This window comes from Salipaludibacillus sp. CF4.18, from assembly GCF_051262595.1.
Taxonomy (GTDB): Bacteria; Bacillota; Bacilli; order Bacillales; family Salisediminibacteriaceae; genus Salipaludibacillus; species Salipaludibacillus neizhouensis.
The window spans coordinates 21,115-45,412 of the sequence record NZ_JBIMEV010000013.1 but is presented as its reverse complement, the minus strand read 5'-3'; the positions used below and the strand labels follow the sequence as shown (position 1 = coordinate 45,412).

General features: G+C 38.3%; 23 protein-coding genes. 7 read left to right on the top strand and 16 right to left on the bottom strand.

Annotated features, from left to right (window positions below):
* The first annotated feature begins 65 nt into the window (after positions 1 to 65).
* From ectA to ACHABW_RS10685, 5 genes are all read left to right on the top strand, one after another.
* Positions 66 to 575 carry a diaminobutyrate acetyltransferase gene (gene ectA, locus ACHABW_RS10705; RefSeq protein ID WP_435755294.1) on the top strand — a complete coding sequence of 170 codons (510 nt, stop codon included), beginning with the start codon at positions 66 to 68 and terminating at the stop codon, positions 573 to 575.
* A 52-nt stretch (positions 576 to 627) separates the two neighbouring features.
* The gene (gene ectB / locus ACHABW_RS10700) at positions 628 to 1,923 is read left to right on the top strand and encodes a diaminobutyrate--2-oxoglutarate transaminase (protein WP_435755293.1); all 1,296 of its coding nucleotides are present in this window, start codon (positions 628 to 630) and stop codon (positions 1,921 to 1,923) included.
* 42 nt (positions 1,924 to 1,965) lie between these two features.
* The gene (locus ACHABW_RS10695) at positions 1,966 to 2,352 is read left to right on the top strand and encodes an ectoine synthase (protein WP_110936049.1); all 387 of its coding nucleotides are present in this window, start codon (positions 1,966 to 1,968) and stop codon (positions 2,350 to 2,352) included.
* Between the two features lie 277 nt (positions 2,353 to 2,629).
* Positions 2,630 to 3,688, top strand: a complete 1,059-nt coding sequence (locus ACHABW_RS10690) for an AbrB family transcriptional regulator (RefSeq protein WP_435755292.1) — start codon at positions 2,630 to 2,632, stop codon at positions 3,686 to 3,688.
* 25 nt (positions 3,689 to 3,713) lie between these two features.
* The gene (locus ACHABW_RS10685) at positions 3,714 to 4,112 is read left to right on the top strand and encodes a thiol-disulfide oxidoreductase DCC family protein (RefSeq protein WP_435755291.1); all 399 of its coding nucleotides are present in this window, start codon (positions 3,714 to 3,716) and stop codon (positions 4,110 to 4,112) included.
* Positions 4,113 to 4,114: 2 nt separating this feature from the next.
* On the opposite strand, the gene ACHABW_RS10680 is transcribed toward ACHABW_RS10685, so the two are convergent.
* The 5 genes from ACHABW_RS10680 to ACHABW_RS10660 all read right to left on the bottom strand — a co-directional run bounded on the left by ACHABW_RS10680 (position 4,115) and on the right by ACHABW_RS10660 (position 7,092).
* Positions 4,115 to 4,957, bottom strand: coding sequence for a cobalamin-binding protein (locus ACHABW_RS10680; protein ID WP_435755290.1), 843 nt, complete (start codon positions 4,955 to 4,957; stop codon positions 4,115 to 4,117).
* A 74-nt stretch (positions 4,958 to 5,031) separates the two neighbouring features.
* Positions 5,032 to 5,181: a hypothetical protein gene (locus tag ACHABW_RS10675; protein WP_183040929.1), complete on the bottom strand. Its 150-nt coding sequence runs from the start codon at positions 5,179 to 5,181 to the stop codon at positions 5,032 to 5,034.
* Positions 5,182 to 5,220: 39 nt separating this feature from the next.
* Positions 5,221 to 6,105 (bottom strand): 5'-3' exonuclease, encoded by an 885-nt coding sequence (locus ACHABW_RS10670; protein ID WP_435755289.1) that lies wholly within the window; start codon positions 6,103 to 6,105, stop codon positions 5,221 to 5,223.
* Positions 6,098 to 6,625: a DNA-deoxyinosine glycosylase gene (locus tag ACHABW_RS10665; protein ID WP_435755288.1), complete on the bottom strand. Its 528-nt coding sequence runs from the start codon at positions 6,623 to 6,625 to the stop codon at positions 6,098 to 6,100. The genes ACHABW_RS10670 and ACHABW_RS10665 overlap by 8 nt, the downstream gene beginning before the upstream one ends.
* Positions 6,622 to 7,092, bottom strand: coding sequence for a DUF6884 domain-containing protein (locus tag ACHABW_RS10660; protein ID WP_435755287.1), 471 nt, complete (start codon positions 7,090 to 7,092; stop codon positions 6,622 to 6,624). Before ACHABW_RS10660 ends, ACHABW_RS10665 begins: the two co-directional genes overlap by 4 nt.
* Before the next feature lie 245 nt (positions 7,093 to 7,337).
* Here ACHABW_RS10660 and ACHABW_RS10655 point away from each other — a divergent pair, with 245 nt between their 5' ends.
* Positions 7,338 to 7,604 (top strand): hypothetical protein, encoded by a 267-nt coding sequence (locus ACHABW_RS10655; protein ID WP_435755286.1) that lies wholly within the window; start codon positions 7,338 to 7,340, stop codon positions 7,602 to 7,604.
* Positions 7,605 to 7,690: 86 nt separating this feature from the next.
* Here the strand turns inward: ACHABW_RS10655 and putP are convergent, their stop codons facing one another.
* On the bottom strand, positions 7,691 to 9,178 hold the full coding sequence (putP, locus tag ACHABW_RS10650; RefSeq protein ID WP_435755285.1) for a sodium/proline symporter PutP: 1,488 nt from the start codon (positions 9,176 to 9,178) through the stop codon (positions 7,691 to 7,693).
* Between the two features lie 423 nt (positions 9,179 to 9,601).
* Here putP and ACHABW_RS10645 point away from each other — a divergent pair, with 423 nt between their 5' ends.
* Positions 9,602 to 10,345: an amidohydrolase family protein gene (locus tag ACHABW_RS10645; RefSeq protein WP_435755284.1), complete on the top strand. Its 744-nt coding sequence runs from the start codon at positions 9,602 to 9,604 to the stop codon at positions 10,343 to 10,345.
* Between the two features lie 165 nt (positions 10,346 to 10,510).
* Here ACHABW_RS10645 and ACHABW_RS10640 read toward each other — a convergent pair whose 3' ends face one another.
* The 10 genes from ACHABW_RS10640 to argC form a co-directional block, all read right to left on the bottom strand.
* Positions 10,511 to 11,584, bottom strand: a complete 1,074-nt coding sequence (locus tag ACHABW_RS10640; protein WP_435755283.1) for a branched-chain amino acid aminotransferase — start codon at positions 11,582 to 11,584, stop codon at positions 10,511 to 10,513.
* A 231-nt stretch (positions 11,585 to 11,815) separates the two neighbouring features.
* Positions 11,816 to 13,186 carry an argininosuccinate lyase gene (argH, locus tag ACHABW_RS10635; protein ID WP_435755281.1) on the bottom strand — a complete coding sequence of 457 codons (1,371 nt, stop codon included), beginning with the start codon at positions 13,184 to 13,186 and terminating at the stop codon, positions 11,816 to 11,818.
* A gap of 124 nt (positions 13,187 to 13,310) precedes the next feature.
* Positions 13,311 to 14,534: an argininosuccinate synthase gene (locus tag ACHABW_RS10630; RefSeq protein WP_435755280.1), complete on the bottom strand. Its 1,224-nt coding sequence runs from the start codon at positions 14,532 to 14,534 to the stop codon at positions 13,311 to 13,313.
* Positions 14,535 to 14,606: 72 nt separating this feature from the next.
* Complete coding sequence (argF, locus tag ACHABW_RS10625; protein WP_435755279.1) at positions 14,607 to 15,566, bottom strand: ornithine carbamoyltransferase; 960 nt, start codon at positions 15,564 to 15,566, stop codon at positions 14,607 to 14,609.
* On the bottom strand, positions 15,554 to 18,811 hold the full coding sequence (gene carB / locus ACHABW_RS10620; protein WP_435755278.1) for a carbamoyl-phosphate synthase (glutamine-hydrolyzing) large subunit: 3,258 nt from the start codon (positions 18,809 to 18,811) through the stop codon (positions 15,554 to 15,556). Before carB ends, argF begins: the two co-directional genes overlap by 13 nt.
* Entirely contained in the window at positions 18,790 to 19,887 is a 1,098-nt protein-coding gene (locus tag ACHABW_RS10615) for a carbamoyl phosphate synthase small subunit (protein WP_435755277.1), read from the bottom strand. The genes carB and ACHABW_RS10615 overlap by 22 nt, the downstream gene beginning before the upstream one ends.
* Positions 19,884 to 21,089, bottom strand: a complete 1,206-nt coding sequence (locus tag ACHABW_RS10610) for an acetylornithine transaminase (RefSeq protein WP_435755276.1) — start codon at positions 21,087 to 21,089, stop codon at positions 19,884 to 19,886. Before ACHABW_RS10610 ends, ACHABW_RS10615 begins: the two co-directional genes overlap by 4 nt.
* Positions 21,082 to 21,885 carry an acetylglutamate kinase gene (argB, locus tag ACHABW_RS10605; protein WP_435755275.1) on the bottom strand — a complete coding sequence of 268 codons (804 nt, stop codon included), beginning with the start codon at positions 21,883 to 21,885 and terminating at the stop codon, positions 21,082 to 21,084. Before argB ends, ACHABW_RS10610 begins: the two co-directional genes overlap by 8 nt.
* Positions 21,886 to 21,895: 10 nt before the next feature.
* Complete coding sequence (gene argJ, locus ACHABW_RS10600; RefSeq protein ID WP_435755274.1) at positions 21,896 to 23,122, bottom strand: bifunctional ornithine acetyltransferase/N-acetylglutamate synthase; 1,227 nt, start codon at positions 23,120 to 23,122, stop codon at positions 21,896 to 21,898.
* Positions 23,123 to 23,137: 15 nt separating this feature from the next.
* Positions 23,138 to 24,187: an N-acetyl-gamma-glutamyl-phosphate reductase gene (gene argC, locus ACHABW_RS10595; RefSeq protein ID WP_435755273.1), complete on the bottom strand. Its 1,050-nt coding sequence runs from the start codon at positions 24,185 to 24,187 to the stop codon at positions 23,138 to 23,140.
* Positions 24,188 to 24,298: the final 111 nt, after the last annotated feature.

The following is a 24,298-nucleotide window of genomic DNA, read 5'->3' as shown; positions in this document are numbered from 1 at the left end:
TGAGATTAATAAAAGGAACAAATGCTTTCTTTTATGAAAATACTTAACAAAGGTGGGATTCAGAAATGAGTAAAAATGCGACTGCAGTTCTAGAATCACTTACACTAGAAGAACCCACGAAAGATGTTGGTCAAGACATGTGGGCATTAGCAAAGAAAACTTCTCTTGATTTAAACTCAGCATATAAGTACATTATGTTTGCCGAGTATTTCTCAGAAACATGTGTTGTTGCTCGCGAAGAAGACAAAGTAGTTGGTTTTATCACAGGATTTGTTCAACCAAGCCATCCCGAAGTTGTATTTGTGTGGCAAGTTGGCGTGGATTCGTCCCAACGTGGTAAAGGGGTAGCTTCCAAGATGTTAAACGAACTCATTGCAAGAGATGCTTGTAAGGACGTTCGTTACGTGGAAGCAACAATTACGAATGACAATAAGGCTTCTCAGTCATTGTTTAAGAGAATGGCTAAGGAACATGATACGTCATTTGAAGTACGTGAATGTTTTCCTGAGGATGTCTTTCCAGAAGAAGGACAAAAAGCTGAGTATACGTATCGAATTGGACCTTTTTCCAAGTAAAACGATATTTATTTGAAAAAGATAATTAAAAATACGGAGGGGTTTTAAACCTATGACAGCTAACGATCTTAGTACTATTAATGAACTTGAATCTTGTGTAAGAAGTTATGTAAGAAGTTTTCCAGCAGTTTTCACAAAAGCAAGAGGATATAAAATGTGGGACGAAAATGGAAAAGAATATCTTGATTTCTTCGCTGGAGCGGGTTCACTGAATTATGGACACAACGAACCAAATATGAAGAAAAAGCTTGTAGAATATATTCTTGATGATGGGATCACCCACTCTCTTGATAAAGCTACAACAGCTAAAATAGATTTTCTAAATAAATTTAATAATGTTATCTTAAAGCCTCGTGATCTAGAGTATCGTATTATGTTCCCAGGACCAACAGGAACGAATACTGTAGAAAGTGCTTTAAAACTAGCTAGAAAAGTAACTGGAAGAACAGATATCATCAGCTTTACGAATGGATTCCATGGTATGACAATCGGAGCTTTATCCGTTACGGGTAATTCTATGAAGCGTAAAGGTGCTGGAATTCCTTTAAGCCATACTGTGACTATGCCTTATGACAATTTTGTTAGTGAGGATCTCGACACTCTGGAGTATCTCGAGAGATTTTTAGAAGATAATGGTAGTGGTGTTTCTATTCCGGCTGCAATTATTCTCGAGACAGTCCAAGGTGAAGGCGGTATTAATGCTGCTCGTTTCGAATGGATCAAAAAAGTTGATGAAATTTGCAAACGTTGGGGAATACTTCTTATTATAGACGATGTTCAAGCAGGAGTTGGGCGTACGGGTACATTCTTCTCGTTTGAACCTGCTGGAATTAAGCCGGACATCGTATGTTTATCAAAATCAATTGGAGGTTATGGTCTTCCACTAGCGTTGACTTTAATCCGTCCTGATTTAGACCAATGGAAGCCAGGTGAGCATAATGGAACGTTCCGTGGGAATAACCATGCATTCATTACTGCGACAGAGGCTCTTACCTATTGGGAAGATCCAGCATTTGAAAAAAGTGTGCAAGATAAATCAGCTATAATCACAAAATTCTTAGAAAATATGATTGAGAAGTATCCTGAAATGAAAGGTCATTTAAAAGGCCGTGGTTTCATGCAAGGTATTTCTTCTGATGTGGATGGTTTCAGTGATAAAGTTGCGAAAAATGCTTTCAAACGCGCACTTATTATGGAAACTGCTGGCGGACATGATGAAGTATTTAAGCTGTTCCCCCCTATTAACATAGATGAGCAAGGATTGGAACAAGGATTTAAGGTAATTGAAGATAGTATTAAAGCAACTGTGCAAGAAATGTTTCCTACTAAAGAAACAGTATCAAACTAAACAATCAAACTTTATTCATTACAACTGAGGAGGCTGTCATTCATGAAAGTAGTAAAATTAGAAGATATCATCGGAACTGATCAAGAGGTAAAAGGTGAAAACTGGACGAGTCGAAGACTACTTCTTAAAAAAGATAACATGGGGTATTCTGTGCACGATACACTAATTAAAGCAGGTACAGAAACTCACATTTGGTATCAAAACCACCTGGAAGCAGTTTATTGTATCGAAGGCGACGGAGAAGTTGAAACATTGTCGGATAACAAAATTCACCCTATTACTACAAATAGTATTTACGCTCTCGACAAAAATGATGAGCATATGCTTCGTGCGAACACTGATATGAGAATGGTTTGTGTATTCAATCCACCTATTACAGGGAAAGAAACTCATAATGAAGAAGGCGCGTACGAAATCGTCGAAGATTAATCGAAAAGTATTGCTAAACAGTATGAAAGAGAGGATGACTTAATTGTCATCCTCTTTTTCTTTTTAAGAGCTTAGTCGACAGCTCTCTATACATCCCGCGCATCAAGGGAAGTCCACCCTTTATTTATGATAAGTGATGGTAGCGGAAGTTAACGAAGTAATTAACAAAAGACGCTACTTGGTTTTCTTCCACCTCCTCCCCACTCTTAGAACTTTTAAAAATATAATATCTAAAAATGTTATAATGTACATAAGGATTATATTGGAGTTGGAACACATGGAAAAAGATTTAAAATCATTTTTAGAAACACTTTTAGTAGGTTGTATCGGCGGGTTAATCTTTTTTTTATTAAGCCTACCTCTTCCTTGGATGTTAGGCCCTTTAACAGCTGTTATGGTTTGGCAAAGCACTACAAGTCGAAAAATGATCTGGCCGGCGCACTATAAAAACATAGGATTAATTACATTAGGAATTACTTTCGGTCTTTATTTTTCGATTGAATCCATGTTGCTTATAGGTCCATATTTTCTGCCGTATGTATTATTAACTAGCCTAATGATATTGATTAGTATCATTAATAGTTCTTTTATCTCAAAGTTTATCAATGTGGATCAAGTAACGAGTGTCTTCGGATCAATACCAGGTGGGTTAACGGAGATGGTTATTGCAAGTGAATCCCTTCATGCAAGGACTTCATTTGTGATGATATTTCAAACCGTACGGTTGTTAGTGGTACTCTTTACGGTTCCTTTTATAATTATTTATGCTTTTTCAGGTGAACCTAATACCTCAGTAGTAATATCTGAGCAAGCCAGTACACCCTTTCTTTCCTGGACTGCGTTGCTATTGTTATTACCGGTACTCCTGGGTTTTCGATTTAAGGAATTTATTCCTGCTGGCGTCATGATCGTTCCCCTTGTAACTACAGGTTTATTGAATATAAGTCCACTTGAAATCCCGCAAGTGCCTGCCTGGCTCTTTCTCGCAGCGCAGCTCAGTGTAGGAATTGGACTAGGTAAGAATATTTCATTAAACGACTTGAGAGCTGCTGGAAAATACGGGTTTGTATTTGCTGGATTAGCAGTTTGGTTAATTTTAATTGGCCTTGGTCTAGGCTTTGTACTAGCTTTTATTACTTCAATGGATTTACCAACTGCAATGCTGAGTATGGCACCAGGCGGTCTAGTTGAGATGGTTTTAACCGCATCTATGGTTGGTGGAGATCCGGCAATCGTTACTTCCCTTCAGCTTACGAGGATTCTACTTATTGTAGTATGTGTCCCAATTGGATTAAAATGGTATTTCAAGAGAAAAATGAAGAAAACGGTGGCTTAGGTATTATTTAAGGGGGCTTCAGAAAGTGAATCATGTCATTTTATTTGATGGTGTTTGTAATGTATGCAGCTCAAGTGTCCAATTTATTATGAAACGTGACCCTAAAGGCACATTTAAATTTGCTTCGCTGCAAAGTAAAATTGGACAAGAATTAGTAGAATCAAATAATATCAGCAAAGACTTAGATAGTTTGATACTCATTGAGAATAATGGTTTGATCTACGATAAAAGTACAGCCGCTCTTCGAGTAGGAATGAGACTCAAAGGCGGCTGGAGGTTATTACGTATTTTATTAGTGATTCCCTCAATTCTGAGAGATTTTTTTTATAATCGTTTTGCTGCTAATCGATATAAATGGTTTGGCAAGAAAAACGAATGTATGATTCCTACGTTAGAACAAAGGGAACGATTTTTAGACAAATAAAGCTATATGCTCTCCTCTGCCTCTTCTAATGAATCTATCATAGGATCAAATCCATCTGGATAAGCAGGGTAAATCTGAGGATGCAGGATCGCTGCTATTTTCATTAGACCAATCAAGAGTCTCGGGGAAGGTCTGCAAAAATAAGGTTCCTCCAAAATGTGCATTTGGTTGTTTTTAATAGCACTTAGTTCCATCCAGTTAGGTCTTTTTTTAATCACATGTGGTTTTACTAAGTGTTGTTGGACTCCTACCCATACAATTGCCATCACATCGGGATCCCGTTGAAAGACATCCTCCCAATCCGTTTTAACACTTGACTTATCGATATCGGCAAACACATTCTCACCGCCTGCAAGTGTTGAAACCTCCGTTAACCAATTTGTCTTACCAGGAGTAAATATGGGTTTCGCCCACCATTCCCAATATACAGATTTTGGTTTAACCACTGTTGTGCTCAAATCTTTATATTTATCTACCCATTGATAAAATCTATCATGAGCCTTCAGACCTTGTTCTTGCTTCCCGGTTTTTTCACCAAGCCATAATAGAAGTTTGCCTATATCCGACAGTGTTTTAGGATTCTCCATGATCACATATGGTAGATTGCGTTTCTCTAGCTCTTCAATATTTTTCTCCATCCCAGGTACTGATAAAGAAGCCAAGATTAGATCTGGTTCCAACGCTTCTACCTTGTCCATATCTATTGATAAATCAGAACCTAAACGTGGTAAATGTTGAATAGACGCAGGCCAGTCGGAATATTTGTCAAGTCCAACAAGTGATTCTTCCAGTCCGACATAGGCTGCTATTTCTGTATTACTTGGGCACAGTGAGATAAGTCGCATCGTGTTCCTCCTCTTTTAAATTGACTATCTATAGTCTATGCGTTTCCAAACAGTTGAAACTAAGTTTAACTTTCCTAGTTTTTCTTACGTAATGCTTTACGCTCTGCCTGTGGAACACATTGATAACAAACGTTGATTTCCCGATCGTTCACATCTATATATTTTGAAGGTTTTTTTAATTTTCTTTTACAAAAATCACATTTTCTATTAAACCAAGTAAACATTCCTGTCACCCCTTCTATTTCGGATGAAAAAATAAAATACTATTTAAGTTTAACACGGATTCCTTGTGTGCCCATTTCTTCCAAAATGAGTTCGTCGTCCCACTGTGGAATTAAGTTATCAAAATTAATATCTATGACACTGTCGATATCAGTGACAATCTCGGATAACTCACGACTAATCCAAGTAGTTTCTTCTCCTGCAACCAGTTTTTTCTTATAGCGATTGTAAGAGGCATCTAATACATCTATATTTTTAAACAACTGTTTAAGATCACCATATTGCCTAATCAACGGCAATGCTGATTTTTCTCCTACACCTGCACAACCAGGGATATTATCACTAGGATCACCTAATAATGCTTTAACATCCACCCACTGTGTTGGAGAAATATTATATTCTTCTTGAAAGCTATCGAGTGAATAAACAATTTCTTGCTTTTTCTTTGACAGAATTTGAGACGTACTTGCATTTAGTAACTGAAACAAGTCATGATCATTACTATAGATAAATGCTTTACCAATGTTTTGCGTACACCAATTCGTTGAAAATGTTCCGATGATGTCATCAGCCTCAAAACCGGGGACAGCTAGTTGATGCACACCCAGACGAGCTAAGATTTTTTCGATTAGACGATATTGGTCAATGAGAGGTTCTGGAAGTCCTGTTCGTTGCGCTTTATAAAAAGAGTATTTTTGATTTCTTGCTGTATCTTCTCTTTTCCCATCCCAGGCCACGGAAATATGAGTGATATTATAGTTTCTCTTTAATTGAAACAGTTTTTGGAAGAATACTCTGACAGCATTTATATATTCTCCTTGATCATTTTTCGCCAGCTGTTCGTCGCTCTTTCCATAGGACGTTGCGAAATATCCTCTGCTCAGTAAATTAAATCCGTCAATTAATAATAAATTTTGCTCACTCATTGTAAATTCCTCCGTTAGTATCTAAATAGTTCAAGATTTTTTCCCATTCCACTACTTTTTCTTTAAAGTTTTTCACATTCCGTCCCGGAACTGGACTTGATGAAGGCAATTTCTCATATAAAATACTGAAATGATGTTGTTTTAAGTATTTTCTAAATGATTGATAAGCTTTTGTCCCGTTAAGTCCTATCCACTGTAGCGAAGGGTATTTAACAACTAATGACGCTAAGTCATTCATTTTTTCATTTTTAATAGCTGAGTCTAAGCTACCCATTCGTTCACAAGAAGCTATAACATCCCAAACACCAATCTTATGCTTATGAAGAAAGGTAATCTTTTCGGTATAGTTTAACTGGTGTAGTTCTTGATTAAATAGTTCTCCAAGTATTAACCAAAAATGATTTCTGGGATTTCCGTAATACTGCTGTCTCTTTAGCGACTCTACACCAGGCATAGATCCTAAAATAAGGACCCTTACATCTTTTCTAATGACGGGTTTCATGGAAGTAATCTCAATCATGCTTGGATCACCTTATGAATCGGTGTGTCAGACTCAATCGCTTGCTTAAGTCTGCGTTGCATGTAACCAATACCTTTACAGTCAAGGAGTGGAAAATCTAATTGAGCAGAACTGGGAATAATTTCCCCTAAAATCGGCACATACTTCTTCCCTGTTAAAACGACGTAATTATCGTACATGGATAAACTCTTTTGTTTCATCTGGAGCTGTAACTCTTCTACTGTAATAACTTCAGGAATTTTCATAGAAAAACTAACATCATACATCCCATCTACCTCATCTTCCGGTCTTAATAAGCCATGTTTCGCGGAAAGAATAAGATGTGTGTTAAAGAATTTTTCGGCATATGCCTTACATAGATTGTGAAATGTTCCAATATAAGCTTCTGCGGCAGGAACTGCCTGCCTTTCGGGGTATTTACTCCATATTTTCTTATTTCCACATGGAATGATACATATTTCTTTCATCAACTGATTCTCCTTAAGATTAACGCTAGTAATTATTTTATCATAAAAAATAGCAACAATAGTCAGGGAAAACTTAGTTATTGAATGATTCTCGAGGAATAGTGGGTATCTATGAAGGCTTTGACAAGTGTTTTTTATAACTTGGATAGAAGATGTAGAGATATTTATCAACGTTTTTCTTAGGAATTAGTACGGAATTACCGTATGATAGAAGATGAATTTCCAAACCGGAGGAGATAGTATTTATGTATGTTTCCAAAGACGCTGCTGTATTCATTGAATCCTTGATGTTAAAACAAAATAAATTTCTCGCTATTATTGGTTATAAGAAAAATAAACGTTGTGGCGCTTCAGACTTTCGAATAACTCTTCAGGAGTTAAAGTTAAATAAAAAGTATGACTATCATTATGACGTTGCTTTTAAATTCGATGAAAATGCCGTTTCACATGGTGAGCATCTAATAATATGTATGGATAAAAATCGTTTAATATTGAAAGATGTGCGTAAATAGTTTTGTGGAAATATCTAAGGAAGGAGAAAGCTGCTCAAATCTGAAAAACGATCCTCCTTTTCAAAGGAGGATCGTTAGTAACAAAATTAAATCTCTGATGTTTTTACGGAATCGAATTCATCTAAAATTTCTCGTGAAGGACCTTTGCCGAGGAAACTAAAAACGACAATGGCAATTAAACTAAATACAAATCCTGGTACTATTTCATAGAGACTCCAAATACCGCCTTCTAGACCGAACCACTCACCAAGGTTGGACCAGATAATGACAGTTATTCCACCTACAATTATTCCGGCAAGTGCCCCATTTCTAGTCGCACGCCTCCAAAATAAAGACATGATGATAAGAGGACCAAATGCAGCACCAAAACCAGCCCAAGCATAACTGACAAGCTCCAGCACCGAACTTTCTGGATTATAAGCAAGTGCGATTGCAATCCCTGCGATAAGCAGAACACCAACTCTTCCGACCCAGACTAGTTCGGATTGAGAAGCAGTTTTGCGAAGAATAGATTTGTAAAAATCTTCAGTGAGTGCACTGGTGGAAACAAGCAACTGCGAATCAATCGTGCTCATAATGGCCGATAAAATGGCTGCAAGTAAGAAACCAGATACCCACGGATTAAACAGAACTTGAGTAAACAGTATGAAAACAGTTTCCTCATCAGCCAGTGGGGATGCCGTAAAGTTTTCAAAATATGCAATTCCTACTAAACCGACGAACATCGCACCTAATAAACACAGTACTAACCAAACCATACCAATTAAACGAGCCTTTGGTATTTCTTTTGAAGACTTTACAGACATAAATCGAGTAATAATATGGGGCTGTCCAAAGTACCCTAATCCCCATGCAAGTAAAGAAATAATACCAATCGTTGACATATCTGCAAAAGCGTTTAAATGGGTAGGATCAATCTCTCCGACCAGCGTAATCGTCTCTGACCAACCACCCATGTTTTGAATAGCAACGATCGGAACAATGATGATCGCTAAAAACATGAGGATACCTTGGAAGAAATCAGTCCAACTTACAGCTAGGAATCCACCAAGGAAAGTATAAGAGATAATAACAATCGCACCTATCCATAAAGCTTGTATATACGGTAATCCAAACGAAGCTTCAAATAATAATGCCCCACCAACTAAACCAGAGGATGTATAGAAGGCAAAAAATAAGAGAATAAATAAAGCGGAAACAACACGTAAAATTTTGGATTCATCTCGAAAACGGTTCTCAAAAAAGTCTGGTAATGTAATAGAGTCGCCAGCAATCTCTGTGTATTGCCGTAATCTTTTGGCAATGAACTGCCAGTTCAAATAAGCACCTACTGCTAGACCAACACCTATCCACATTTCAGACATTCCGCCGACATAAAGCGCACCAGGCAGGCCTAAAAGCAACCAGCCGCTTAGATCAGAAGCGCCTGCACTTAAAGCAGCGACTCCCCCACCTAGCCTTCTTCCACCCAAGACATAGTCAGACAAATTACTAGTCATTCGATACGCAATAATTCCTATAATTAATAACCCTATTAAATAGACTATAAACGTAATTAAGGTAGCTGTATTCAACGTATTATTCTCTCCTTTCCGTAAAGAATGTAATGATGGATAAAAGAACAAGCGTTACCATTGGAATAAAAAGCCAAAATGTCGTAGCTCCTGTTAATCCAAAGTCTTCCACAATTCCACCTCCTATGGAAATAATTCACTACTTTTTTACCATACCCTTTTATCTATTTTAAAAACATTTTTCTCTCAATTTTAAAAGTAACCACATGTTATAATAGAAATATAAGTAAATTGCATAGCTTCTTTTGTTAACTGCAGCGATAACTTTCGTCATCCTGATTAGCAATGATGAATGGAGTATTGGTTCTACTCGAAAGGAAGGGTGGGCTACCCTCTAAGCATGTTGCGTATGAGAGGTGTTTTTTAACTTTCATACCAAAAAGGAAATCTTTTGTCTTTTAAAAAATAGGAGGAGTGATCTACATGGAAATTTTTGATGCGCATTTTCATATCATTGATCCACAATTTCCGTTAGTTGAAAATCAGGGATTTTTACCAGATACGTTCACAAGCTATGACTACTTAGAAAAGGCGAAGGATTTAAATATCATCGGGGGTGCATTAGTCTCTGGTTCTTTTCAAGAATATGACCAAACATATTTATTACATGCTTTGAAAATATTAGGTCCATCTTTTACTGGAGTTACACAACTACCTTATGATACATCGGATGAAAAAATTATTAATCTCGATAAAAAAGGAGTCAAGGCTGTTCGGTTTAATGTGAAGCGGGGTGGCTCAGAAATGTTGGCACGACTTGACTCCTTTTCACGGCGTGTTCATGACCTTGCGGGCTGGCATACTGAGTTGTACATCGACTCACGATCTCTTATTGAAATTGCCAGTACATTAACTGAACTTCCTGCTGTTTCTATTGATCACCTAGGCTTGTCCAGAGACGGATTCTCCACACTGCTGGATTTGGTTGACCATGGTGTAAAAGTGAAAGCTACTGGATTTGGCAGATTGGATTTTAATCCGGAAGATGCTATTCGTGAAATTTATCACATAAACCCTGAAGCGTTAATGTTCGGCACAGATCTCCCCTCCACCAGAGCGAAGAGGCCTTTTCACCATTCAGATATAAATCTTATTTATAACGTACTAGATGAATATGGAGCAAAGAAAGTGTTATTAAAGAATGCACAAAGATGGTATAAGAAATAACTGAATTATAAAGGTTTTTAATTCTGAAAAATAAATTCTCATAGAAATAGCACCTAGAAATTAATCCTAGGTGCTACCTTCATGTATATTTAAGATTCCGTTTATCCTGTTTGTTTCTTTTTCCAGCATATCGCTCTTTCATTTTTCAGTCAGTCTAGCCTTTACTTACTTAACTTTTACTGTCCATTCAAAAGGATCCGGGATTTTCCCTGTTTGTATCCCTGTAAGTGTCGTGTAAAGAGATTTCGTTAGCTCACCGGTTTGGCGACCGTTAATAATCATAGATTCATCTTTCCAGATTAATTCTCCTATCGGAGAAACAACAGCTGCTGTTCCTGCACCAAACGCTTCCTCTAATGTCCCAGCCTCGTATGCTTGGTATACTTCTTTCATTGAAATTTTTCTTTCAATGACTTGGATATCCCAATCCGCTAAAAGTTGTATAATTGATTTTCTTGTTACCCCTTGAAGGATGCTGTCATTTAACTCTGGCGTAATGACTTGACCGTCAATTTTAAAGAAAACATTCATGCTACCGACTTCTTCAATATATTTTTTCTCTACTCCGTCTAGCCACATAACTTGTGCATGCCCCTGATTAGCAGCATATTCTTGCGCATTGTAACCTGCTGAATAATTTCCACCTGTTTTTGCTGTGCCCATTCCCCCGCGTACTGCTCGAGTGAAGTGCTCTTCCACCATAATGCTAACCGGATGAATGCCTTCTGGGTAATAAGAGCCAACCGGAGATAAAATAATAAAAAAAGTATAATTATTAGAAGGTGCTACTGATAAGCTGGGCTCCGTTGCAATAATAAACGGCCGAATATACAAGGAAGTCCCTTCTGCCTGGGGAATCCAATCTTTTTCCAAACTAATTAACTGTTTTAAGTAATCCATGACCAATTCTTCATTAATCGGAGGAATACTTAGTCGACCATTAGAACGATTTAATCTTTTTAAGTTCTCATCCGGGCGAAAAAGTAATACATCATTATTTTCGTCACGGTAAGCTTTTAAGCCTTCAAATACTGATTGCCCGTAATGAAAGATCATCGATGCTGGCTCTAAAGAAACCGGTGCATACGGGACAATTTGTGGTTGAAACCAGCCTTTTTCTCTTGAATATTCCATTGTAAACATATGATCTGTAAACAATTTTCCGAATTTCAAGTTGTCAGGATCCGGTTTTGTTTTTTTGTTAGGATTCTCATTAATAACTAGCTTTGCCTCTGTCATATTTCCACTCCTTATTTTCTAGACAAAAACGCTTGGATCAAAATAAATCCCAGCGTTTCGTTTACAGTTAATTAATAAAAAAGATTTATTTCATTTTAATATTGTATCATGATTCAATCTATTTAAATTAGAAATTTTAAAATGGATATCAGCTAAAACTACCTGTAATACTTGCCACTAACTCACACCTGAATTACAGATCGGGGTTAGGGGATCGAAATAAAACTTTTCTTACATGAGTCCCTTAGCTAACTTCAATTGCTCTTTCACCTGTGATTGTGATGTGCCCCCATAGCTGCGACGATTTGCAACTACTTCTTCAGGAGCTAGGACACGATAAATATCGTCTTCAAACAGTTCACTGAAGCTCTTGTATTCCTCCATCGTTAAATCAAGTAGGTATTTGTTATTATCGATGCCATAAAGAACGATTTTTCCAATCACTTCGTGCGATTGACGGAATGGCATACCTTTTGTTACTAAGTAATCAGCAATGTCTGTTGCATTGGAATAATCCTCGGAGACAGCTTGCTTCATATTGTCTACTTTCACCATCATCGTATCAATCATCGGTGCAAGCATCATTAAGGACCCTTCTAATGTCTCTACAGTATCAAACATGCCTTCCTTATCTTCCTGCATGTCTTTGTTATAGGCAAGAGGCAACCCTTTAAGTACAGTTAGTAACCCCATCAAGTTTCCGTAAACTCTCCCCGTTTTGGCTCGCAGCAATTCAGGAACATCAGGATTTTTTTTCTGTGGCATGATACTCGAACCGGTACAAAAGGAATCATCTAATTCAATAAACTGAAATTCCTGACTGCTCCAAATGACCATTTCTTCGGCTAAACGAGAAATATGCATCATCATTATAGATGCGGCAGACATGAATTCAAGAATAAAATCACGATCACTTACTGCATCGATACTGTTTGGATATACATAGTCGAAGCCTAATTCATCAGCTACTTGTTTTCTGTCTAAAGGGAATGTAGTCCCAGCTAAAGCACCCGCGCCAAGAGGAGATCCACTCACTCTTTTCAGGCTATCCTGAAGCCTCTCTTTGTCTCGTTGGAGCATCCAGAAATAGGTTAATATATGGTGCGAAAATGAAATAGGCTGTGCTCTTTGCAGGTGTGTATAACCTGGTAAAATGGTGTCGATGTGCTCTGATGCCTGATTTAGAATCGCTTTTTGAGTGCCTTTTACTAGCTCAATAATGTCTTCTGTATGATTTTTTAAGTACAGGTGCATATCTGTAGCTACTTGGTCATTTCTACTACGACCTGTATGTAGTTTTCCGCCAACGGGTCCAATCTCATCAATCAAGAATTTTTCAATATTCATATGGATGTCTTCATGTTCGACAGAGAAAGTTAATTCTCCATTTGCTAATTTGTTTTGAACAGCTTTTAATCCCTTCGTAATTGTCGCACCTTCGTCCTCAGTAATAATACCTGTGGTTGCAAGCATATTAACATGTGCGATACTTCCTTGAATGTCTTCATTCGCTAATTTTTGATCGAATGAAATGGAAGCCGTTTGCTCTTCTACTAATTTATTCGTTTCTTTTGTAAATCTGCCGCCCCAAAGCTTAGACATGGATTGGTCCTCCCTTTATTATATTTCATACTAATCCCTGAAAATAAAATATACCAGAGACTTTTCCATAAAGAAAGCCTGCCCCTCTTAAGAGAAGAGGCAAGCTTATAAAGTTTATATCTGCTTACTTATCTGTGTTCACTAAGTCCGGCTTTTTGTTGTGGACTTGAGAGTGAATTTGTGTAGATAATCCCCAAAGTTTGATAAAACCTACGGCCGCGTGATGATCGAACATATCTCCTTTAGAGTACGTTGCTAATGCTTCATTGTAAAGGCTGTTATCAGACTTTCTTGCTACAACCATCTGAGTGCCTTTCCATAGCTTAACTCGGACCTTACCGTTAACACTTGTTTGTGTATCATCAACAAATGCTTCGAGTGCATTTCTAAGTGGAGAATACCATAACCCATCATAGACAAGCTGAGTCATTTTTTGGTCAATTAGTGTTTTATATTGTGTTACTTCTTTCGTTAATGTTAAGAATTCCATTTCTTTGTGAGCATTAATTAAAATTAATGCACCAGGGTTTTCATAAACTTCTCTTGCTTTGATGCCAACCAGTCGATTCTCAATATGGTCAATTCTTCCGATACCATGTTTACCGCCAATTTTGTTTAACTGTTGAATGATATCAACTAATGGTAATGATTCACCGTTTAAACTAACAGGTTCACCATTTTTAAATTCGATCTCAACATATTCAGGCTCATCGGGTGCATCTCCGATAGATGCAGTCCAATCGAATGCTTCTTCCGGTGCTTCTGCCCAAGTATCTTCTAATACTCCTGCTTCGCAAGCTCTTCCCCAAATATTTGCATCAATAGAGTAAGGCTTTTCTAAATTAACCGGGATTGGAATGTTTTTTTCCTTTGCGTAAGCAATTTCTTCTTCTCGGTTCATTCCCCATTCTCTAACTGGAGCAATGACTTCAATATCAGGATTTAATGCTTTAATAGAAACTTCAAAACGAACCTGATCATTCCCTTTTCCTGTACAGCCATGAGCAACAGCAATTGCCCCCTCTTGCTCTGCTACTTCAACAAGTAGTTTCGCAATCAAAGGACGTGATAATGCAGAGGATAAAGGATACTTTCCTTCATAGAGAAGGTTAGCTTTTAACGCAGGTAATAAATATTCTTTTGCTAATAATTCTTTTGCATCAATAATTACTGCTTTGTTTGCGCCAACCTCTAATGCTTTTGCCTTAATAGATTCAAGGTCTTTTCCTTCACCGATCTCTAAGCCTAATGCAATAACTTCATAATCATATTGTTCCTGTAACCATTTAATAGAAACGGAGGTATCTAATCCCCCAGAGTATGCTAAAACAACTTTTCCTTTACTCATTAGTAATCTCTCCTCGAAAGTAGTATTTTTATATATAATAACGTATTTTTATGCAGAAATCTACACAAAATATTAATTTTTTAGTAATTTCTTTAATAAAGCTTTCTGAGCATGCAATCTGTTCTCTGCTTCATCAAACACTCTAGAGTGCTTTCCATCAATGATTTCGGCTGTTACTTCTTCTCCTCTATGGGCAGGTAAACAGTGTAAAAATAAATAATCATTTTTTGCATATTCCGTTATTTTTTGATTAATTTGAAACGGTTTAAAGAATTGTTTCCGAGTTTCGAGCTCATCCTCTTCTCCCATGCTAGCCCAAACATCTGTGACAATGACGTCTGCTTGATGAACAGCATCTTCTGGTTTTTTATGAAAAGTGATGTTAGCTCCTGTTTCTAAACCAATAGCCTTTGCGGCTTGGAAAATGGCTTTGTCAGGTTCAAATCCTTTAGGACTAGAGACAGCCATATCCATTCCGACAAGTGCTGCACCCTCTAATAAGGAATGAGTCATATTGTTATTTCCATCTCCAATATAACTCATTTTCAAACCAGCTAGCTTTCCTTTAGTCTCATAAATGGTCATAAGATCCGCTAATACCTGGGTTGGATGATGTGGGTCCGTTAACCCGTTGATAACTGGAACAGAGGAAGAAGCAGCGAATTCCTCCACTGTTGCATGAGCAAACGTTCGAATCATTAAACCATCTACATATCTAGAAAGTACCTGTGACGTGTCAGAGACTGTTTCTCCTCTTCCTAGTTGTATATCCTGTGAACTAAGAAACAAAGCGTGACCGCCGAGCTGCAGCATTCCTACTTCAAACGAAACTCGAGTACGAGTTGACGACTTTTCAAATATCATTCCTAATGTTTTTCCTTGTAAATGAGGATGAGGTACCCCATCTTTAACTTGTTGTTTCATTAAAATGGCATCATCAATTAACTCGTGGATGTCGTCCCCGGTTAAATCGGTCATCGTTAAAAAATGTTTTAGGTTCTTTGTTTTTTCTAATTGCTCTATGCCTTCCATACTGTCGCCCCCTCTTTTTTTTGCGCTAATGTTTTTTCATAATATTGTAAAGAGTTCGGTGAATCCTCGACTTGTTCACCTGTAATCCAATTCGTCATCGCTACGACAGTTTCTAAACTTGTAAAGTAAGGAACTTGATACCGCACAGAAAGTTCTCGAATATAGAAACCAACTTTTTCTTTTTCACGACCTTGATTAGGTATATTCACTACCATATGTGGTGGTGAATCTTTCCAATGCTGCAAAAGTTCTTCTTTTGTGTTTAATACAGCAACCGTGGAAATACCATGCTTCGCAAGAAATTCTGAAGTACCTCGAGTTGCTGTGATTACAGCACCAAGCTTTGCGAAGGAAGCAATAACAGGAAGACTCTCTTCTTTCATTCGATTTGAGATGGACGCAAATAATTGAATAGGTTCGTCTTGGATGTGTTGTACTTTACCAAGGAAAGAAGATACCTTCTTAAGTGCTTCATCTCTTGTCCAGCCAAGCCCAATGATTTCGCCGGTAGATTTCATTTCAGGTCCGAGCACATGATCGACACCTTTTAATTTACTAGCTGAAAAGATAGGTGCTTTCACTGTGTAATAATCCGGTGCAGTTAATAAATTGAGTTCATCAGACAATGTATCTAACGGTATATCAAGTTGCGACATCACAGCCCATTCTATCATCGGAATTCCGGTTACTTTACTCATAATCGGCACCGTTCTTGAAGATCTAGGGTTCACCTCTAACACGTAGATAATACCTTTGTGAATAACAAATTGAATATTCATCATTCCAATAATCGGGACCGTTTTACAGATTTGACTTGCAATTTCGATAATCGTCTTCTTTTCTTCTTCTGATAGCGAAACAGGTGGGAAAACAGTCATACTGTCTCCAGAATGGACACCAGCTTTTTCTAAATGTTCAAAAATACCAGGTATAACAATGTCTTTACCATCACTGATAACATCGACTTCACATTCTAAACCAGGAACATACTGATCAATGAGCAAAGGCCAGCACTGATCATTTGTATCCTTCTGTATACGGGATACATATTGTTTAAGTTCTTTATAGCTATAGCAGATAAACATAGATTGCCCGCCAATAACATAAGATGGGCGGATCAAGACTGGAAATCCTAATTCAGATGCTGATGAGGATAACTCCTCTATTTCATGAACAATGTGTCCTGCTATATGAGGAATATCTAATCTATTTAATACCTCATAAAATTGTTCTCTGTCTTCCATTTGATCAATGTGAAACGGAGAAGTACCTAGGATATTGACACCTTCTTCTTCCAGGCTGTTAGCTAAGTTAATCGCTGTTTGGCCACCAAATTGAATAAGAACCCCATCCACTTTTTCTTTATCTATCACAGAAAGAACGTCTTCTAATGCTAATGGTTCAAAATACAGTCTATCAGCAATAGAGTAATCCGTGCTGACGGTTTCCGGATTATTATTAATAACGACAGCCTCATATCCCATCTTCTTCACTGCTAAAGCTGCATGAACAGAGCAGTAATCAAATTCAACCCCCTGGCCAATTCGAATAGGTCCTGATCCTAAAACTAAAATCTTTTTACGATCATGGTTTGTCGTTACTTCATCATGGCCGTGCCATGTTGAGTAATAATATGGTGTAATAGCATCAAATTCACCGGCGCAAGTATCCACTAATTTATAAACTGGCTGAATACCATGTTGTTTAAGCGTTTTTCTGACTGATTTTGATGAGGTACCCAGTAATTCCGCGATCCGTTCGTCACTGACGTTAAACCGTTTTGCTTCTCGGAGTATGTTTTCCGGAATTTCAGGCCAATCATATGTTGCCAATTTTTCTTCGCATTGAACCATACGCTCGACTTTCTTCAAAAACCAATAATCTATTTCAGTAAGTAGTTGTAATTCTGCGACTGTTTTGCCTCTTGAAAAAGCTTCCGCGATCGCAAAAATCCTTAAATCATTAGGTATCGTTAATAAGTCATCGAGTTCGGTTGAGCTCTTTTTATCCATGTTTGGCCATTTAAGGCTGTAAACCTTCATTTCCAATGAACGTAAAGCTTTATTCAAGGCTCCTTCAAATGTACGGTCAATCGCCATTACTTCCCCAGTGGCTTTCATTTGCGTCCCTAACGTGCGATCAGCCTCGGTAAATTTATCGAAAGGAAATCTCGGTAGTTTTACGACGACATAATCTAAAGCTGGTTCAAATGAAGCATAGGTGTTACCAGTTATAGGATTTAGGATTTCATCCAGAGGATATCCAATGGCACATTTAGCTGCAATACGAGCGATTGGATATCCTGTTGCTTTAGAAGCTAAGGCGGAAGATCTACTCACTCTTGGATTTACCTCAATGATGCAGTATTCATTAGATAATGGGTTTAGTGCAAATTGGATATTACAACCCCCAACGACATCCAAAGCTCGAATCACCTTTAGAGACGACGTGCGCAGCATTTGGTACTGGACGTCTGACAGTGTTTGTGAAGGTGCTACTACAATGGAGTCACCTGTATGAACCCCAACCGGATCCATGTTCTCCATGTTGCAGACAATGACGCAGGTGTCGTTGGCATCACGCATAACCTCGTATTCGACTTCTTTCCAACCCTTAATGCTTTTTTCTACTAATACTTGGTTGATCGGGCTCAATGTAAGACCATGTTTTAAAAGTGTAAGAAATTCTTCTTCGCTGTAAGCAAAACCGCCGCCTGCTCCCCCAAGGGTATAAGCTGGTCTTAAAATAACCGGAAATCCGATTTCTTCGAGGAAAGCAAGACCATCATCTAGTGTTTGAACAATTTTAGATTCTGAAATTGGCTCTTTAATATCTATCATCAGCTGGCGGAATAATTCTCTGTCTTCCCCGTTTTGAATGGATTTAACCGAGGTACCAAGCAGTTCGACATTGTATTTTTCGAGAATACCTTTCTCGAACAGTTCGACAGTTAAATTGAGTCCTGTTTGTCCGCCTAAACTTCCAATCATTCCATCTGGTTGCTCTTTCTTAATAATCCGTTCTAATGACTCCACGTCAAGAGGCTCCATATAGACGTGATCTGCGATTGTTTTGTCTGTCATAATGGTCGCTGGATTATTATTAACTAAAACAACTTCTATGCCTTCTTCTTTTAATGCAAGACATGCTTGAGTCCCTGCATAATCAAACTCTGCTGCTTGCCCGATGACAATCGGTCCTGAACCTATCACGAGAACTTTTTTTAGAGATTCACGCTTCCACATACTTGTTTCCCTCCTGATGTAACCACTTGATGTATGAAATCATTAAATATATATGCTGTGTCGCTTGGACCTGGGTGAGCTTCAGGGTGAAACTGCACACTTTGAATGGGAAGACTGACATGCTTCATCCCCTCAAGAGACCGGTCATTTACGTTTTTAAATAGAACTTGAAAAGATTGTTGGTCAATACTTTCTTCTACGACGACATAGCCATGATTCTGAGATGTCATGCGAACTTTGCCTGTAAGAAGCTCTTTGACAGGGTGATTACCGCCACGATGACCGAAAGGCATTTTTTTCGTTTTTCCACCATAAGCGAGTGCAATGAGCTGATGACCTAAACAAATTCCAAGTGTCGGATACTTTTCTGTTAAGGCTCGGATTTGAGGGAAAAAAGGTGCCATTTCCATTGGATCTCCTGGTCCGTTACTTAAAAGAATACCATCGGGTGATAATGCTTCAATCTCTTCGAATGAGGTGTTATAAGGTACGATACTAACCTTGCACTGTTCCTTTAGTAAAGCATCCAGTATGGACTTTTTATAACCGAAATCGACGAGTACAACATGCGATTCTCCCTGTCCATGAACCTCTTTTTTGGATACGGTAACCTGGGAAACTAACTCTCCATCATGCTTATTTCCCCATCCATTTAGAGGAATAACATTTTCTTTTGATTGTACAAGTTTTCCACGAACTGTGTGATGTTTTCGAATCACTGCAACTAGTGCTCTTGTATCAACATTTTTTAGGCCGGGTACTCCTGCTTTATCCAATTGTGCTGAAAAAGAACTCGTTGATTGATAATGACTCGGTTCTTCACAAACATCACTTATAATGACAGCTGAGACAGCTAGTGAATGACTCTCGTTGTCATCTTCATTCACTCCGTAACTTCCGATAATGGGATAGCAAAACGTTAAAATTTGCCCTGCATAAGAAGGATCTGTCATCATTTCCTGATAGCCTGTCATGCTCGTATTAAACACAACTTCGCCCGTCATTTCGTCATTGGAACCGATCCAATCTCCATCAAAAACTTCTCCGGTTTCCAGCATAAGATATCCTTTTGTCATGATGTTACCCCCTGTTCTTCGGCTTTAATAGTATGTTTTAATTCATCCATAAATAATTCGAGTTCTTCGGTCGTCGTGACAAGTGGAGGAAGGATACGTAACACCTTCGGACCCGCGATAAGGACGAGAATCTTCTTCGCTCTGAGTGATTCCATGATCCGTTTAACAGGATGAGTGAATTCGATTCCGATCAGTAACCCCATGCCACGAACTTCAACGATGCTCGGAAAATCTTCATTTAGTTGATGCAGTTGTTTTGTCAGCATGGCACTTTTATTCGTGACTGTTGTTAAAAAATCAGGAGAAGTTAACGCTTCTACAGTTGCTAATCCTGCCGTTGTTGCTAAAGGATTACCTCCAAAAGTACTACCGTGAGTTCCTGGTTGAAAGGAGTTAGCGACTGCTTCCTTAGCCATCATTGCTCCGATTGGAAAACCGGACCCAAGTCCTTTTGCTAAGGTTATCACATCAGGCTCAATATTAAATTGCTCATAAGCAAACAAAGTTCCAGTTCTGCCCATGCCTGTTTGGATTTCGTCGACCATGAATAAAATATCATTCTCCTTACAAATTTTTGCTAATTCTTGAATCCAAGATGGATCTGCAGGACGTACCCCGCCTTCCCCCTGTACTAGTTCAAGAAGAACCGCTGTAGTTTTACCATTATTCACTTCGGTTAATGACTCGAGATGATTAAATGGCAAGTAACGAAAACCTGGTGTGATCGGAGTGAATCCCTCATGTATTTTTGTCTGTGCAGTAGCTGCAAGTGTTGTTCCAGTTCTTCCGTGAAAAGAATCAGAAAAAGTAACTATTTCTGTTCTCTCAGCATGTCCCTGGTCTTTCGCATATTTTTTAGCTAACTTGAGAGCAGCTTCATTTGCTTCTGCACCACTATTACAAAAAAAGACTTGGTCGGAAACGCTATTCTCTGTCAGTATATTTGCGAGTGCTTGTTGAGAAGGAATCTCATACAGGTTCGAGCAATGCCATAAAGAATCCAGTTGCTCATGCAGTTTTTCCTGAACATTGTCCGGCACATGGCCGAGGTTACATGTAGCAATCCCGGAAGTGTAATCTAAATATTTTGTATCGTTTTTATCCCATACATAACTTCCTTTTCCTTTAACTAGAGTAATAGGAAAACGTTGATATGTGTTCATTATTCGTGCAGATGGTGTTGACATAACTGATTTAGGCATAGTGAGCCTCCTTCTCAATAATCACTTTTGTTCCAACTTGTTTTCCAGCGATATAATTAGCTAGGTCAATTGGGGTGAGTCCATTTAGTATGATAGATTCTTTGACACCACCAGAGAGTCCTTTAAGTGCAGAGCGAACCTTAGGAATCATGCCACCGTAGATAACTCCGGAGAGAATCATTTTCTCGATTTGTGTTTTTGTGAGCTCTGAATGAATAATTGATTTTCCATCAATGTCTTCCATAACACCAGGAATGTCACTGATTAGGATCAGTTTTCCTTGTAATGATTGTGCAACTGCTGCAGCTGCCATATCACCATTCACATTATAACGCTGGCCAAACTCGTCAATTCCGATAGGAGAAATGACTGGAATCCCGCCATTGTTCATAATCAGCTTTAGCCAGTCTGTATTTACTTGTTCTACCTGACCAACAAAACCTAATGCTCCCGATGGATCCACTGGAGATACTTTCAGAAGAGAACAATCCACCCCACTTAGACCTAGTGCAGTTCCGCCAACTTTTCCAAGCTTTGTGACGATTTGTTTGTTAATGGAACCACTCATAACCATTTCCGCAACGTCTAGTACTTCCTGCGTGGTCTTACGAAGGCCTTTCACGAAAGAACTCTCGACGTTTAACTGTTCTAATGCATGGTTAATTTCAGGACCGCCGCCATGAACGATAATAGGTTCGCATAAACCCGACAATTTCAACTGAACAACCGTTTCATAAAAGGATTGAGGAAGTTTTGCCAAAACACTTCCACCAACTTTTAAAATCATTACATTCATCCTGTACACCTCACGTTCTGTATGAAGCATTGATTTTGACGTATTCATAGCTTAAGTCACAGCCCCATGCTGTTGCTTCTGCGGAACCATCTTGTAAGTCAACGATAAGTTTAACTTGTTCTTGCTCTAAATATTTTTTTCCTTCCAATTCATCAAACTCAAGAGGAAGCCCATTTTTAACCACATCAATATGTCCTAGCGAGACACAGACTTTATCTGGATCTATTGGTTGCTCACTATAGCCAACTGCACAAACTATTCTTCCCCAGTTAGGATCAGCTCCGTATACAGCTGTTTTGACCAGATTAGAAGAAATGACTGCTTTGCCTACTTGACTTGCTACTTTTTCTGAGGCTGCACCTTTAACCTGTACCTCGATTAACTTAGTAGCACCCTCACCATCTCGGGCAATTTGCTTAGCCAGGTTTTCACTGACAACGCGCAATGCATGAACAAATTGTGGCCATTGTGGATGATCTTCTGATAAGGTGTCATTATTTTGACATCCGTTAGCGAGTACTAAAACCATGTCGTTTGTACTTGTATCACCGTCAACAGTGATCATATTGAATGTTTTATTCGTTACGTCACGTAATGCGTTTTGAAGACTGTCTGGATCAACCTGTGCATCCGTAGTAATAAAAGAAAGCATTGTAGCCATATTCGGATGAATCATCCCGGACCCTTTTGCTGCACCGCCCATTGTAATTGTTTTTCCATCTATTTCAAATTGAATAGCGACATGTTTCGTAACCGTATCAGTCGTTAAAATTGCAGTTTCAAACTTTTCTGCAGAATAGTTCTCCGGTTCATTCATGGAAGATATACCTTGGCGGATTTTTTCCATTGGTAAAGTTACCCCGATTACTCCTGTGGAAGTTACTGCAACGTGGTCCAGCTTAACGCCCATTTGAGTCGCTGCTAATTGTTGCATCTGTAAAGCATCATCCATACCTTGCTTCCCGGTACAGGAGTTTGCAATGGCCGAATTAACAACGATGGTTTGTATCTTTTTTTCTTTTGCTATACTGGCCTTCGTGACTTTAAGGGGTGGTGCTTCAAAAGTGTTTAACGTATATACCCCTGCTGTTGCAGCCGGTACTTCGGAATGAATCCAGCCAAAATCAAGTTTTGATCTACGCAATCCGCAATGGACCCCTCCTGCTGAAAAGCCTATAGGACTAGTCACATGTCCATTGGTTACTACTTTGATATTTTTTTCTGAGATTGCAAGCATTGATTATCTTCCTTTCTATGGGTACATCGGAATGGTATGTAATGCATGAGTTTCATCCCATCCATTCATTAAATTAACATTTTGGATTGCCTGACCGGCAGCTCCCTTAACTAAGTTGTCTATGGCGGACATGATAATAAGCTGATTCGTCCGTTCATCTACAAAAAGGCCAATATCGCAAAAATTACTTCCATATACGTCTTTTGTAGTTGGATAGGAATCTTTTTTTCTAATTCTTACAAACGGATGAGATTCATAATGAGATTGATAGATTTCAATCACTTCATCAATGGTAATATCCGAAGTTAATTGACCATAAGCGGTACATAATAAACCTCTTGTCATAGGAATCAAATGTGTCGTAAAGGTAACGGCAATCTTATTATTTACTGATTCAGATAAGTATTGCTCAATTTCAGGTATGTGTTGATGTTTGCCAATCTTATAAGGTTTAAGGTTATCATTTGTTTCTGAAAAGTGAGTCATGGATGAAGGTGTTCTACCGGCTCCGGAGACTCCTGTTTTACCATCTATAATGATCCGTGTTGGTTGAATAATATGTTGCTGCAGAGCTGGTATTAATCCAAGTAATGCAGAAGTTGGATAACAGCCAGGATTTGAAATGATTCTAGCATTCTTAATTTCTTCTTTATTTATTTCAGGCAAGCCATAGATTGCTTCTTTCAAAGTTTCTTCAGGAGCAGCTTCACCGCCATACCATTTTTCATAATCCTGTGAATTACTCAATCGTAAGTCCCCAGAAAGATCAATGCACTGAACATTCGTCCCGCTGAACTGAGGAATGAGTGCTTTACTCACACCTGCTGGAGTGGCAAAGAACACGACATCAATTTCTGCCTTTAATTGGTTGATATCCAACTCTTCCATAGGAGTATCTACGAATTCAATCAAGTGCGGATAAATCGATGCTAAATATTCTCCCTGTTGAGATTGTGAAATGATTTTCGTTATTTGCAAGTGTTTATGCATGTGGAGGATTCGAACTAATTCTATCGCTCCATATCCAGTTCCGCCTATAATTGCTACGTGTTTCAAGAAAATCATCTTCCTTTCGATTCCTTAGTATATTGTTTATTATTATAAGCTTTCAAACATATTTATGCAAGATTATTTATAAGTATTTTTAAATAAATATTCAAGATATTTAATAATAGT